General features: G+C 53.9%; 13 protein-coding genes and 1 pseudogene. 10 read left to right on the forward strand and 4 right to left on the reverse strand.

Going from position 1 to position 14,324, the window contains the following annotated elements; all coding sequences use genetic code 11:
• Nucleotides 1-10: 10 nt before the first annotated feature.
• From AB4N42_RS11970 to AB4N42_RS11990, 5 genes are all read left to right on the forward strand, one after another.
• On the forward strand, nt 11-1,420 hold the full coding sequence (locus tag AB4N42_RS11970; protein WP_460116237.1) for a mannose-1-phosphate guanylyltransferase/mannose-6-phosphate isomerase: 1,410 nt from the start codon (nt 11-13) through the stop codon (nt 1,418-1,420).
• Nucleotides 1,420-2,172: a glycosyltransferase family 2 protein gene (locus AB4N42_RS11975; RefSeq protein ID WP_261978081.1), complete on the forward strand. Its 753-nt coding sequence runs from the start codon at nt 1,420-1,422 to the stop codon at nt 2,170-2,172. Before AB4N42_RS11970 ends, AB4N42_RS11975 begins: the two co-directional genes overlap by 1 nt.
• A gap of 8 nt (nt 2,173-2,180) precedes the next feature.
• Nucleotides 2,181-3,131, forward strand: a complete 951-nt coding sequence (locus AB4N42_RS11980; protein WP_080628509.1) for an NAD-dependent epimerase/dehydratase family protein — start codon at nt 2,181-2,183, stop codon at nt 3,129-3,131.
• A gap of 27 nt (nt 3,132-3,158) precedes the next feature.
• On the forward strand, nt 3,159-4,175 hold the full coding sequence (locus AB4N42_RS11985) for an MraY family glycosyltransferase (protein WP_460116238.1): 1,017 nt from the start codon (nt 3,159-3,161) through the stop codon (nt 4,173-4,175).
• Between the two features lie 111 nt (nt 4,176-4,286).
• Complete coding sequence (locus AB4N42_RS11990; RefSeq protein WP_460116239.1) at nt 4,287-6,281, forward strand: polysaccharide biosynthesis protein; 1,995 nt, start codon at nt 4,287-4,289, stop codon at nt 6,279-6,281.
• 189 nt (nt 6,282-6,470) lie between these two features.
• Here AB4N42_RS11990 and AB4N42_RS11995 read toward each other — a convergent pair whose 3' ends face one another.
• Nucleotides 6,471-7,067: a hypothetical protein gene (locus tag AB4N42_RS11995; protein ID WP_460116240.1), complete on the reverse strand. Its 597-nt coding sequence runs from the start codon at nt 7,065-7,067 to the stop codon at nt 6,471-6,473.
• Nucleotides 7,028-7,600 (reverse strand): acyltransferase family protein, encoded by a 573-nt coding sequence (locus AB4N42_RS12000; protein WP_460116241.1) that lies wholly within the window; start codon nt 7,598-7,600, stop codon nt 7,028-7,030. The genes AB4N42_RS11995 and AB4N42_RS12000 overlap by 40 nt, the downstream gene beginning before the upstream one ends.
• 689 nt (nt 7,601-8,289) lie before the next feature.
• On the opposite strand from AB4N42_RS12000, the gene AB4N42_RS12005 reads away from it, so the two are divergent.
• From AB4N42_RS12005 to AB4N42_RS12015, 3 genes are all read left to right on the forward strand, one after another.
• Nucleotides 8,290-8,625: a ComEA family DNA-binding protein gene (locus AB4N42_RS12005; RefSeq protein ID WP_460116242.1), complete on the forward strand. Its 336-nt coding sequence runs from the start codon at nt 8,290-8,292 to the stop codon at nt 8,623-8,625.
• 142 nt (nt 8,626-8,767) lie between these two features.
• The gene (locus AB4N42_RS12010) at nt 8,768-9,421 is read left to right on the forward strand and encodes a GntR family transcriptional regulator (protein WP_460116243.1); all 654 of its coding nucleotides are present in this window, start codon (nt 8,768-8,770) and stop codon (nt 9,419-9,421) included.
• Nucleotides 9,422-9,437: 16 nt separating this feature from the next.
• Nucleotides 9,438-10,289, forward strand: coding sequence for an urea carboxylase-associated family protein (locus tag AB4N42_RS12015; RefSeq protein ID WP_460116244.1), 852 nt, complete (start codon nt 9,438-9,440; stop codon nt 10,287-10,289).
• 184 nt (nt 10,290-10,473) lie between these two features.
• On the opposite strand, the gene AB4N42_RS12020 is transcribed toward AB4N42_RS12015, so the two are convergent.
• Together AB4N42_RS12020 and eat are read right to left on the reverse strand one after the other, a co-directional pair.
• Nucleotides 10,474-10,641, reverse strand: coding sequence for a DUF2897 family protein (locus AB4N42_RS12020; RefSeq protein ID WP_003183831.1), 168 nt, complete (start codon nt 10,639-10,641; stop codon nt 10,474-10,476).
• 118 nt (nt 10,642-10,759) lie between these two features.
• Nucleotides 10,760-12,125, reverse strand: a pseudogene (gene eat, locus AB4N42_RS12025) (ethanolamine permease).
• Between the two features lie 405 nt (nt 12,126-12,530).
• On the opposite strand from eat, the gene kdpF reads away from it, so the two are divergent.
• Both kdpF and kdpA read left to right on the forward strand, forming a co-directional pair.
• Complete coding sequence (gene kdpF / locus AB4N42_RS12030) at nt 12,531-12,620, forward strand: K(+)-transporting ATPase subunit F (protein ID WP_032863112.1); 90 nt, start codon at nt 12,531-12,533, stop codon at nt 12,618-12,620.
• 8 nt (nt 12,621-12,628) lie between these two features.
• Complete coding sequence (gene kdpA / locus AB4N42_RS12035) at nt 12,629-14,323, forward strand: potassium-transporting ATPase subunit KdpA (protein ID WP_460116245.1); 1,695 nt, start codon at nt 12,629-12,631, stop codon at nt 14,321-14,323.
• Nucleotide 14,324 lies beyond the last annotated feature (1 nt).

The following is a 14,324-nucleotide window of genomic DNA, read 5'->3' on the forward strand; positions in this document are numbered from 1 at the left end:
ACAACTTTGTATGTTTCTTCCAGTAATCATGGCGGGTGGTATGGGTTCCCGCCTCTGGCCGCTTTCTCGCCAGCTTAATCCCAAGCAATTCCTACCGTTGGTCGACGCTCAGCAGTCTTTGTTGCAGTCCACAATTCAACGCCTGGACGGGCTGGCTCACGAGGTGCCGATACTGATCTGTAACGAACAGCACCGATTTCTTGCGGCTGAGCAATTGCGGCAGCTGGAAATGGAGGATGCGAGGATCGTGCTTGAGCCGGCGGGGCGCAATACTGCTCCAGCAATTGCGTTAGCTGCATTGCAGGCTACTGCTACCGGAGCTGATCCGGTCCTACTTGTCCTTCCCGCAGATCATCTAATTCGAAACGTTAAGGCATTTCATGCCAGCGTCGCCCGTGCTTTGGCTTTGGCTCAATTGGGAAAGCTGGTCACATTCGGAATAGTGCCTACTCATGCTGAAACAGGCTTCGGTTATCTGGAGAAGGGCAAGGAGATAACAGGCGGCGGGTACATGGTTAGCCAGTTTGTAGAGAAGCCTGACTACGCCACGGCTCAGAAATATTTGGAGAGTGGAGAGTATTTTTGGAATAGCGGCATGTTCATGTTTCGAGCTAGCCGTTATCTTCAAGAGCTAGGGCGCTTTGCACCGGATATTCTTCGCTCCTGTCAGGCTTCGTTTGCAAGTGCCCAACAGGACATGCATTTTACTCGCATCAACGCTGAAGCCTTCATTGAATGTCCAGAAATTTCAATTGATTATGCTGTCATGGAGCGCACTTCTGATGCGGTGATGGTGCCGCTTGATGCGGGGTGGAGTGACGTGGGATCTTGGTCAGCTCTCTGGGACGTGGCGGACAAAGACTCTGGTGGTAACGTTTTTAAAGGCGATGTACTCACCGAACGGACGACTAACAGTTATCTGCACGCCACTCATCGGCTGGTGTCCGCTATTGGTGTAGATGATTTGGTGATTGTTGAAACCAAAGATGCTGTATTGGTGGCTCATAAAAACGACGTCCAAGACGTAAAGAAGATAGTCGATCAGTTGAAAAGTTGTAAGCGACCAGAATACTCTAATCACCGTGAGGTTTATCGCCCCTGGGGTGTCTACGACTCCGTTGATAACGGACCGCGCTATCAGGTTAAACGTATTACGGTAAATCCCGGCGCTAAATTATCAGTGCAGATGCATCATCATCGCGCTGAGCATTGGATAGTCGTAAGTGGAACTGCTCGTGTAACTAACGGTGAAAAAAGTTATCTGGTAACGGAAAATCAGTCCACTTATATTCCGGTAGGTCAGATACATTCCCTGGAAAATCCGGGCGTCATTCCTTTAGAGCTTATTGAGGTTCAATCAGGAACCTACTTGGGCGAGGATGATATTGTTCGTTTTGAAGATATATACGGTCGGAGTTGATGGTGTTGAAGATTTCAATAATTACTGTTTGCTACAATAGTGTTGAGACTATCAGAGATACTATCGAGTCTGTTTTGTCGCAGCAATACCCTGATATCGAATATATAATTGTGGATGGTGCCTCAAAGGACGGCACGCTCGAACTGATCTCTGAATACGGGGGGCGAATTTCTAAGGTAATAAGCGAATCCGATAAAGGTATATATGATGCCATGAATAAGGGCGTCCAGGCCGCCACCGGGGATTTTGTCGGTATACTGAATTCTGATGACGTATTTGCTGGTAGTGATGTGATCCAGAATCTGGTTGCTCATCTGCAAAATAACCCCAGCGCAGATGCCGTCTATGCAGATCTGGTATTTGTGCAGCGCAAGGAGATGGATGTTGTGACTCGCAGATATTCTTCTTCTGGCTTCTCGCCTTGGAAAGTCCGTTTCGGATTTATGATACCTCACCCTACTTTTTACGCTCGGCGTGAGCTTTTCGACAAGTATGGAAGTTATAAGTTGGGGTATCGAGTCTCCGCGGACTTCGAGTTAATGGCCCGGTTTATGTCAAAAGGCGTGAAAATGGTAAGGCATTCCGCTGTTATGGTTAAAATGAGAGAGGGTGGTATAAGCACAACTGGTTTTTGGTGGCGGATACATCAGAATTTGGAAATTGTAAGGGCTTGCAGGGAGAATGGCATTTACACGAATATTTTGTTGGTGGCGATGAAGGTGCCGTTCAAGTTGGCAAGTTATTTTAAATAGTGAGAATTATGAAAAAGGTTCTCCTGACGGGTAGCACTGGTTTTGTCGGAAACAGTCTACGCACAGCTCTGAGACTTAATTATTCTCTTCTGGCCACATCCCGCTTAACGCAAATGATGTCGGATGGCTCCCAAATTATAGGCATCGGTGATCTTTCGGCTGAAACCAGATGGACTACATTGCTGAAAGATGTGGATATTGTCGTGCATGTCGCAGGAAGAGCTCATAAGTTAAATGACAGGCATGAGGATCCTTTAACAGCATTTAGGAAGGTAAATGTTGACGCGACGCTTAATTTGGCGCGCCAAGCTGCTGATTGCGGGGTAAAGCGGTTTATCTTTATAAGTTCAATAGGCGTACACGGCTCAGTCACAAATAATAGCTACCTCAGCGAGCGTTCTCCGTTAAACCCCCATGCAGACTATGCCGTGTCAAAGCTTGAGGCAGAAAAGGGGCTTCAGGACATTTCTTCCGGAAGCGCGATGGAGGTGGTTGTATTGCGCCCGCCGTTAATTTATGCAGGAAACGCGCCTGGTAATTTTGGATTGTTGTTGAAATTGATCGCAAGCGGTGCTCCGCTCCCTTTTCTCAATGTCGACAATAAACGTAGTATGGTCGCGCTTGAGAATTTTGTTGACCTAGTACAGATTTGTCTTGAGCATGATGCAGCAGCTAACCGAACATTTCTGGTAAGCGACGGGGTGGATGTATCGACAACTCAAATTATTCAATACATCGCCAGAGGGATGGGACGTGACGCGCGATTGTTTTACCTGCCCGACATGTTTGTGCGGATGGGGGCAGCATTATTAGGACGTAAAACCACATATGAGCAACTCTACGGTTCTCTTGCAATTGACTCTCGCATGGTTCGGGATATTTTATCTTGGTGTCCTCCGATGAGTCCGGAGGAGGCTTTGTTCAAAGCTGGAGAAGATTACGTCTCCCGTGGTCGTTGAATATCCTATTTATGAGCTTGTTTTCCTATGCCTTTTTGGTTGATGTTTCTTTTGGTCGCACTATTGTCGCTTTCATTGACCGGGGCGCTGCGTAGGTATGCCCTTGCCCGGAATCTGATTGACGTTCCCAATATCCGCAGCTCCCATTCCGCCCCAACCCCACGTGGCGGTGGCGTGGCCATTGTGTTGAGTTTCCTGGCGGCTCTGCCAATATTCGCCGCTAGCGATTTACTGCCCTGGCACGCTATGTGGTCAATGCTAGGGGCGGGAACTGGAGTCGCTGTGCTCGGTTTCCTCGATGATCACGGCCACATCGCTGCCCGTTGGCGTTTGTTGGGACATTTCATAGCATCGGTATGGGCGCTTTATTGGCTAGGCGGGATGCCAGTAATCACAATGTTTAACGTGGAAATTAACCTGGCTTGGCTTGGGCACGTCCTGGCAGTTCTTTACTTGGTTTGGATGTTGAATCTCTACAACTTCATGGACGGCATCGACGGTATTGCCAGTGTGGAGGCTATCTGCGTCTGTCTCGGGGCGTGTCTGCTTTACTGGCTGGGAGGTTTTGGATCTTTGATTGTGGCTCCGTTATTGCTCGCTCTGGCGGTAGCTGGCTTTCTATATTGGAATTTCCCTCCCGCACGTATTTTCATGGGGGATGCGGGTAGCGGCTTCCTCGGGATTATCCTGGGAATGCTGTCGCTGCAGGCTGCCTGGGTTTCATCCAAATTTTTATGGGTTTGGCTGATCCTTCTCGGTGTTTTTATAGTCGACGCAACCGTCACATTGCTAAGACGGCTGCTTCGTGGCGACAAGGTCTACGAGGCTCATCGCAGCCACGCCTACCAGTTCGCTTCGCGTCAGTTCGGTCGGCATCTACCTGTGACTTTGGCGGTGATGGCAATCAATTTGTTATGGCTGCTGCCGTTGGCTGCATGCGTCGTATTGTTGAACATCGACGGAGCCTTGGCTTTGATAGTGGCTTATGTGCCATTGGTGATGCTTGCGGTCAGGTTTCATGCGGGCGAGCTTGAAAAGGCCTGATTTCACGCTAGGTTCGCTTTTTTCGGTTATGGATTGTCCAACGCACGGTGGTTTGCCACCGGCGTAAGGGCGGACGGGGTTTAGGAGTTGGCCAGGGTGCAGGAAGGATTCATGGATAAATTAAGAACAGTCTTGTTGGGACTCCCGAGGCGCCATAAGCGAGCAATTCAGGTTGCCATGGATATTGTGCTGGTCTGGATTGCGCTGTGGCTTGCGTTTGTCGTGCGACTGGGTGTCGACGCGTTGATTGCACCGATCGAAACGCATCTGTGGCTGTTCGCATCGGCTCCACTGGTCGCCATTCCTATTTTCATCCGTTTCGGCATGTACCGTGCTGTCATGCGTTACTTTGGTAACGATGCGCTGATCACTATTTGTAAAGCAGTGAGCCTTTCGGCGCTGCTATTGGCCTTAGTGGTGTATTGGTACAGCAACCACAAGACTGTCGTCCCGCGCTCGATTATCTTCAATTATTGGTGGTTGAGCCTGATCATGATCGGCGGGCTTCGTCTCGTGATGCGCCAATACTTCCTGGGCGACTGGTTCACCGCGGCCCAACATGTGCCCTTCACCAACCGTGACGATGGCCTACCCAAGGTTGCTATCTATGGCGCCGGCGCAGCAGGCAACCAACTCGTCGCTGCCTTGCGCATGGGACGGGTGATGCGCCCTGTCGCGTTCATTGATGACGACAGCAGCATCGCCGATCGCGTCATCGCAGGGCTCCAGGTCTATCAACCCAACCACATTCAAAAAATGATCGATGCGACTGGCGCCCAGGAAATACTGCTCGCCATCCCTTCTTCATCACGTGGTCGCCGTCGAGAAATCCTGACCCTGCTCGAAGGCTTCCCATTGCACGTACGCAGCGTCCCGGGCTTCATGGATCTGGCCAGCGGCCGGGTCAAGGTGGACGACATCCAGGAAGTGGATATCGCGGACCTTCTAGGACGTGATGCAGTGCCGGCGCAGCCTGATCTATTAGAACATTGCATCACAGGCCAGTCGGTCTTGGTCACGGGTGCTGGCGGTTCGATCGGCTCAGAGCTTTGCCGACAGATCCTTGCGCTGAAACCCACCACGCTGCTGCTTTTCGAGCACAGCGAATTTAATCTCTACAGCATTTTGTCCGAACTGGAGCCGCGAATCGCTCGGGAGTCTCTATCTGTTCGCCTATTGCCGATCTTGGGTTCGGTTCGCAACCAAGAGAAACTGCTCGATGTGATGAAGACTTGGAATGTCGACACGGTCTATCACGCAGCGGCCTATAAGCACGTACCAATGGTCGAGCACAACATCGCCGAAGGTGTCTTGAACAACGTAATCGGTACCCTGAACACTGCACAGGCTGCATTGCAGGCGGGTGTGTCGAACTTTGTCTTGATCTCCACGGACAAGGCTGTACGGCCGACCAATGTAATGGGTAGCACCAAGCGGCTCGCTGAGCTGACGTTGCAAGCATTGAGTCGTGAATTGGCCCCTGTGCTGTTCGGTGACCAGGCCAACGTCTCACGAGTTAACAAGACCCGCTTCACCATGGTCCGCTTCGGTAACGTACTGGGCTCCTCCGGATCGGTTATTCCGCTGTTCCATAAGCAGATCAAATCCGGCGGGCCGTTGACCGTTACCCACCCCAAGATCACGCGATACTTCATGACCATTCCCGAGGCAGCTCAACTGGTGATTCAGGCGGGTTCCATGGGCTTGGGTGGAGATGTGTTTGTGCTGGACATGGGCGAGCCGGTGAAAATCGTTGAGCTGGCGGAGAAGATGATTCACTTGTCTGGCTTGAGCGTTCGCTCCGAAAAGAATCCGCACGGTGATATTTCAATCAAATTCACCGGCTTGCGCCCCGGCGAGAAGCTTTATGAGGAATTGTTGATAGGCGACAACGTCGTCGCGACCCAGCATCCAATGATCATGAGTGCCAATGAGGACTTCCTGCCTTGGGATGTCCTCAAGCTAAGGCTGGCAGATTTACTCATCGCCATCGAAGAAGACGATTATGCACGAGTCCGTCAATTACTTCGTGACACCGTCAGTGGCTACGCTCCGGACGGAGAGATTGTTGACTGGATCTACCAGCAGCGCCATCTCGAGCCCTGACCGTAAGCGAGTCAGAATATTGTCCCGAGAGCGTAACGGCTTGCTTTTAGTCCAAGTGCCGGGAGTCTGAGGGTCAAACTTCGCCAAATGATCCGGGCGAGTAATCCTACTGGGCCAGAATCAGCATGGCGTGCCCTAATATGGTCTTGTCATTATACCCTCAAGGCTAGGTCCAGAACTTCATCCTCTTTATGGAACCTTGTTGTTTAGATATTTTGCTTTTTTTAGATGCGTGGAAATGAAGTCTTCTACGAGTTTTTTGTTTTCTACGGTTTTTGATAGAAAAATAGAGGCTACAATGGCGATAACCATTGTTGTAAGTGATAAAGCTAGGGCATTGGAGAACGATTGAATAAATATTTTCTGCGTCATTCCGACTACAAAAAGAATGATTGGAAAGTGAGTTATATAGAGAGTGTAAGAAAACGCCGCAGTCCTCTGGAATATTGTTGGGAATCTTAAGGCATTACCCAGCAGTAACGCTAGAAAGCTAGCGAACCATAGGCCAGAGATAAGCCTAAAGTGATTCATGCGATCGCCTAAAGGGCTGGAGTCGTTTGCCTCTGTCGTAAGTACTAGCCAAATGGAAAATATTGTTCCAATGGTTAGTATGATAAATAGACAAAAAAACACACTGTTATTCATTTTTGGCCGTTCGCGATGGATAAAAGCTAAGCCCAAGCCGGCAAGCCAAATCGGCATAAGAATAAAAAATAACGGATTTTTATAAGTTATTGCTATGGTTATTAGAGTAAGAAAGGTAGCGGCAATTTTTTTGTCGGCCATAAAAAAATTGCTGCTGCGATAACGTAATACCAAGCTTCGATTGATAAACTCCATAGTGGTCCGTTAATCGCAGGTGTGGTCGTTTTGAATCCATTAAAAAATACTAATGTGCCATATATATGCTTTGCGTTAGCTGTGAACGTTTCCCGAATAAAACTAAATCCTGGAATGCTTAAGTAGTTGGCTGTTCCGCTTGTAAAAAAATACGGCGCTAGCATTGCCAAAATCAGCATCAGTACTATCGCAGCTATAAGTGGAGGGTAGAGTCTAAGTGCTCTATCTTTTGCATATTTAGCGAGGCTGAAATCACCGTTGGTTGAAATGTTGTTGCAAATCGATTTTCCAATCAAGAATCCGCTTAGTACGAAGAAAACCATTACTGCGAACTGAGTTAGGAAACTTACATAAATAGACGTTTCGCTAAATGTTGGGCGAATAAAGGCCTGGTGGGTGTGCCCCGCCAATACTATTAGGGCCGATAAACCGCGTATTGAGTCCAATTGTTTGGATTGATCTTTGGTTATGCGAGACAAGGTGTGTCCTCGGATTCATTCTTGAGTTACGCCTGCCCGCACATCATACGCTATACGTAGCTGCTCGACTACATTCAGCTCAGCTTGGAGAGGCTACGAGATTATGAGAAAAGACCTCGGCATGCTTGCGTGTAAAGCATCGATACCGCGGCTCGCTGTTACGTAACCACTGTGCGAAGGCGCGATCGACCCACAATTTCACACTCCATGCGAATAATCAGCGATTGGTCTGTGCCGATTTATACAAGAGTTCCACTATCAAGCCTCTCTGTATCGGAAAGCCAACCTCTTTCCTAAGCCGATAGGCTGTCGAAAAAATCCATTGAAGGGCTGAAGCTTAGGTCAAAGTTGATATGAAGGTTGCAGTGCCTGTTCTCTGTTCCTAAATCACCATAGTAAGTGGGGCAAATAGCGGTGAGCGCGCAGCGGCTTTAGAACACTGAGATGGTATGACATGTGCGTGGTCAAAAAAAGGGCAACCGTAGGACCCGATACCGTTCGGCTCGCTTTGTTCAAAGGGTACGATTGCGACCTAATAAAATTAGCAGCGACGTGAAGGCAGAACTCATTTTCAATTATTACACAAACAGTAACGTACACACTTTTGACAGCTCCCCCCTATCGTCTAAATTTGAGAAGCAGCTTCGGAAAAGCTGCTTCTCTCTCAACGATGTCATGGAGCGTCACTTATGCGTACAGGCTATTTCTACTCGCTGATTTTTGCCTTCCTCACCAGCGCCTCGATTGCTGTTATTGCTGCCCCAGCGGTCAAGCCGGAGTTGGTATCTTCGCCGTTGGCGGTGGAGCAGCCAGCGAAAACGCAAGGCGCCAAGGTGGATTTGAACGGGGCAGATGCCGCAACGTTGCAGCGCGAGCTGTCAGGGATAGGCAAGGGCAAGGCCGAGGCGATTGTTGCGTATCGAGAGAATAATGGGCCTTTCTCGTCGGTGGACGAATTGCTTGAGGTCAAGGGCATCGGCAAGGCGATTCTCGATAGGAATCGTGACAAGCTGGAAGTGAACTGAAGGTTATTTAAGGGAGGCCAGTCGGATGACTGGCCTTTTTGCTATTCAGCGAATGCAGTTGAATTGTTCCGTGCGTTGTCGTGGTTGGCACAAAAACTGATTACCTAACGCCAACCGATTGTTCAACAATCCAAGGCCCCCCATGACCTACCCCCTTTCCCTAGCCGACCAGATCACCCTCGAACTCCGCGCCGACATCATCGGCGGCCGCCTCATCCCCGGCATGGCGCTGATCGAAAACAACCTGGTCTCAGCCTACAACGCTTCTCGCAACACCATTCGCGAAGCGTTACACCGTCTCGGTCAGGAGGGCTTGACCCGTTACGTGCGTAACAAAGGGGTCATGGTCCGCAGGTTGGGTGTCGACGACGTCCGCGACGTGTTCAAGGTCCGTCGCACCTTGGAACTCCAGGCCATTCTCACTAGCAATCCGCTGAGCGAATACCAGTCCGACCGCATGCTCGAAGCCTTGGAGGCCGCCGAGCTGGCTCGCGAGCGCGAAGATTGGCGAGCGGTGGGCACCCACGGTCTGGCCTTTCATCAGCACATCGTGGGGCTGATGCGCAGTCCCTTGCTCGATGAGTTCTTCACTAATGTGGTGGCGCAGCTGCGTTTGGTGTTTTGTTCCGCCCCCGATGAGGCACGTTTCCAGGCGCCGTGGCTTGCCCGTGACCGGCAGATCCACGATTTGCTGGCCGAAAGTAACAAGCGCGCTGCCCACGACGAGTTGAGCCTTTACCTCGACGATTCCGAGCAGTTGCTTCTGCATCTGCTGACTCCCGCCAACCCTCACTGATCAAAGGACTCGCGTCATGTACAAAGACTACCCAGCCGCCTACCAGGTCAGCAAAGGCTCCGCCCTGCAAGTGGACAAACCCTTCTACGACCGCATCCGCACCGAGCAGGACAAGCGCACGCTGATCGAGCAGTTCGAAGTCCCAATCCGCACCGGCCGTGCCTGGCATGTGCCGGCCGGTCATGTCTTCCGTGTGACAACCCCGGTCGGTCCGCAAGTGGGGGACTTCAACGTCTGGAATGCCAACGATCCGCGGGAGCGCTTATGGGCGGCTCGTACTCGTCAGCTTCAAGGCGCTCATGTCAGCACCTATGATCGGTTGTGGTCGAACCTGCCATTCCTGCGGCCATTGGTAACGATCACCGATGATAGCTTGGCGGCTTACGGCATCGACGAACATGGAGGGCGCTTGCACGATTTGTTGGGGACGCGCTGTGACCCGTATGTGAACAAGAAGCTGACCGGTGAGGATTTCCATCATCACTGTCACTCGAACCTGACCCGTGCGGTGTTGCCCCACGGCCTGACGGAGTTCGATGTGCATGACGTGTTGAATATCTTCCAGTGCACCGGGCTGAATCATGACGACATGTATTTCATGAAGGCGTGTCCGGCGCAGAAGGGCGACTACCTGGAGTTTTTTGCCGAGATTGATTTGTTGTGTGCGCTGTCGACTTGTCCTGGAGGGGATCTGTCGCTGGCGATGTGGGGGCCGGAAGCGCAGGATCCTTTAAGCGTTTGTCGTCCGCTGGGGGTGGAGATTTATCGGTTGGAGGATTCGTTGCTACAAGGCTGGAGTCAGCCGGAGCGGGCGGCTTACAAAGGGCTGCACGGGTTGCATATTGCCAAGGCGGATTGGGAGAAATAACACTGCTGACGCGGCAAGGCATTGCCCTCTGTGGCGAGGGGATTTATCCCCGCTGGGCTGCGTAGCAGCCCTCTCCCTACGGGAGTGATCCTGACTCTAAAACTGCGAGTTCAAACGTTTTGGGGCCGCTACGCGCCCCAGCGGGGATAAATCCCCTCGCCACAGAGTGATGCGCAGCAAGCAGTCAGCGATCCTTCGCCTCTTTCGCATCCATTTCCGCATTGCGTTCGGCAACACGCTTGCGCTGTTCGTCCGTCAGCTCAACCTTGTTGGCGGTGTCGCGCAGCATCATCAAACCACCCACGATCGAGCCGATGGCGACGATCAAGATTAACCAGGCATACCAGGGCATAGGGCTCTCCTTGAGGGGCAATGGCCAGACGAGTATTTCGCTGGTCATTGCCCGTACCACTTATGAGCGAAGACTGTTCGCAGTGGTTCCATACTACGCCGGTTATGCCTGGCTCACCTTATAGCCCGGTCAACATCGCATCGGCCGGAGCGTCGGCACGCAACTGTGCGGTCATCACGAAGTACACGAAACCCACCGCCATGAAGCCGAGGAAGATCAAGCCGATCAGCGCATTGAACCAAGCCATCGCCACCAGGCACACCACGGCCAGGACCAGGGCGATGCCCGGCACGATCGGGTAGCCCGGCGCGCGGAAGGTGCGTTCCAGGTTGGGCTCGGTTTTGCGCAGCTTGAACAGGCTGAGCATGCTCATGATGTACATGACGATGGCGCCGAACACGGCCATGGTGATCATCGCGGCGGTGAGAGTCATGCCGCCGAGGTTGATCAGGCCGTCGCTGTAGATGGCGGCGATGCCGATCAGTCCGCCGGCGATGATGGCGCGGTGTGGGGTTTGGAAACGCGAGAGTTTGGCGAGGAAGGCGGGCAGGTAGCCGGCGCGGGCCAAGGCGAAGAATTGGCGCGAGTAGCCGAGGATGATGCCGTGGAAGCTCGCTACCAGGCCGAACAGGCCGATCCAGACGAGCATGTGCAGCCAGCCGGAGCTTTCGCCGACCACGGCTTTCATGGCTTGGGGCAGCGGGTCGTTGATGTTGGACAAGGTGCTCCAGTCACCCACGCCGCCGGCGAAGAACATCACGCCCATGGCCAATACCACCAGGGTCAGGATGCCGCTGATGTAGGCTTTCGGAATCGTGCGTTTCGGGTCCTTGGCTTCTTCGGCGGCCATGGCGGCGCCTTCGATAGCGAGGAAGAACCAGATCGCGAAGGGGATCGCTGCAAACATCCCGGCAATGGCGGGTGCGCCGAACACGTCGGAGCCGGCCCAGCCGTTCAGGGCGAAGTTGCTGAAGCTGAACGCCGAGCGCAACCACGCCCATGAACACCAGCAACTCGGCGACGGCCAGTACGCAGACGATCAATTCGAAGGTTGCGGCCAGTTTCACGCCGAGGATGTTGAGGCCCATGAACACGATGTACGCGCCGACGGCGGCGTGTTTCGGGTCGAGCGCCGGGAATTGCACGTTCAGGTAGGCGCCGATGGCCAGTGCGATGGCAGGCGGGGCGAAGACGAATTCGATCAACGTCGCGAGTCCGGCGATCAAACCGCCTTTTTCGCCAAAGGCCCGGCGGCTATAAGCGAACGGTCCGCCGGCGTGGGGAATGGCGGTGGTCAGTTCAGTGAAGCTGAAGATGAAGCAGGTGTACATGGCCGCGACCATGAACGATGTCACCAGAAAGCCCAGCGTGCCGGCGACACCCCAGCCGTAGCTCCAACCGAAATATTCGCCGGATATCACCAGGCCGACGGCGATGCCCCATAAGTGCAGGGTGCCCAGGGTGGGTTTTAGTTGTGTGTTCATTGGTGGCTCCCCCTCGATAAGTAGCAAAAGCGCTGGAGGAGGGCAGTGCAGTGGACGTGCCAGTATGGTTCGGGCGGTCGTAATGGGGAGAATCGTGTCGTATCGGGGATGTTCGCGGCTGGATCGCCTGGGTTTGTGCCCCAGTTCGGAGCGTCGGTGCCTGGGCTGGCCTCATCGCGAGCAAGCTCGCTCCCACAGGGGGATCTTTAGTGGCTCCGAATTTTCATTCCCAGCCCGAGCAATGTGGGAGCGAGCTTGCTCGCGATGAGGTCCACCCGGGCAACCAAGAAACCAATTTTTACAGATTCTTTATTCCCCCACCCCACCCTCGATCTCGCACCTTTACACCCTCCCTGCCGACAATCCCTCCACACACGGCACGACGCCGTACCACGGAGAAATCCCATGAGTGTTCTGGACGGGGTGTCGCTGCTGCTGGCAGTGGCGCTGTTCATTTATCTGTTGGTTGCGCTGTTGCGCGCGGACCGGGGTTAGGAGCGGCTATGCACGGTTATGACTACGGGCTGATCCTCGGCTTTTTCGCGCTGGTGCTGATCCCCGCGCCTTTCCTGGGGCGGTTCTACTATCGGGTGATGGAAGGCCAGCGCACCTGGCTCTCCCCGTTGCTGGGTCCGGTGGAAAGGTGTTGTTACAAGGTGGCCGGTGTCGATTCGACCACCGAGCAGAGTTGGCAGAAGTACACCCTGGCCTTGCTCGCCTTCAACCTGGCGGGTTTCGCCTTGTTGTTCGCCGTACTCCTGTTACAGGGGCATTTGCCGCTCAACACTGAAAACCTGCCCGGCATGGAATGGACCCAGGCGTTCAACACGGCGGTCAGTTTCATGACCAACACCAACTGGCAGTCCTACAGCGGTGAGGCGTCCCTCAGTTACTTGAGCCAGATGATCGGCCTGACCGTGCAGAACTTCGTCAGCGCCGCCACGGGCCTGGCCGTGCTGGTTGCGCTGTGCCGTGGGATCGGGCGCAAGTCCGCCACGACCCTGGGCAATTTCTGGGTCGACATGACCCGTGCCACGCTCTATGGGTTGTTGCCGCTGTGCCTGTTGCTGGCGTTGTTCCTGGTCTGGCAGGGCGTGCCGCAGACCTTAGCGCATTATGTGCATGGGGTGACGATGCAGGGCGTCGATCAGGTGATTCCTCTCGGTCCGGCGGCCAGCCAGATTGCGATCAAGCAACTGGGCACCAACGGCGGTGGTTTCTTCGGCGTCAATTCGGCGCACCCGTTCGAGAACCCGACCGCTTGGACCAATCTCTTCGAAGTCGCGTCGATCATCCTGATCCCGGCGGCGCTGGTGTTCACCTTCGGTCATTACGTCAAGGATCTGCGCCAGAGCCGGGCGATTATCGCCTGCATGCTGGCCTTGTTCCTGATCGGCGGGGCGACGTCGCTGTGGGCCGAATACCAACCCAATCCAGCCCTCGACGACGCAGCCGTCGAACAAACTGCGCCGCTGGAAGGTAAGGAGGCACGCTTCGGCACCACCGCCACGGTACTCTGGTCGGTGACGACCACGGCGGCGTCCAACGGCTCGGTCAACGCCATGCACGACAGCCTCAATCCGCTGAGCGGGATGGTGGCGCTGGTCAACATGATGGTCGGCGAGGTGATCTTCGGCGGTGTCGGCGCCGGGCTCTACGGGATGTTGCTGAATGTCCTGATTGCCGTGTTCCTGGCCGGTTTGATGATCGGTCGCACGCCGGAATACCTGGGCAAGAAGCTCGGCGCCCGGGAAGTGCAGTTGCTGGTGGTGACGCTGCTGGTGATGCCGGTGAGCGTGCTGGTGCTCGGCGCCATCGCCGCGAGCCTGCCCGGCCCTGCCGCGGCGGTGAGCAACCCTGGCGCCCACGGTTTCAGCCAGTTGCTTTACGCCTACACCTCGGCGGGGGCGAACAACGGTTCGGCGTTCGCCGGCTTCGGCGCCAACACGCCGTTTCACAACCTGATGCTGGGCCTGGGCATGTTGATCGGTCGTTTCGGCTACATCCTGCCGGTGCTGGCGTTGGCTGGCAGCCTGGCCCTGAAGAAAACCGCGCCCATCGGCCAGAACAGCTTTCCCACCCATGGCCCGCTGTTCGTGACGCTGTTGACCGTGACCATTCTGCTGGTAGGCGGCTTGACCTTCCTGCCGACCCTGGCTCTCGGCCCGATCGCCGAACACCTGAGCCTGGGTTTCTGAG

This window comes from Pseudomonas sp. H2_D02, from assembly GCF_054677635.1.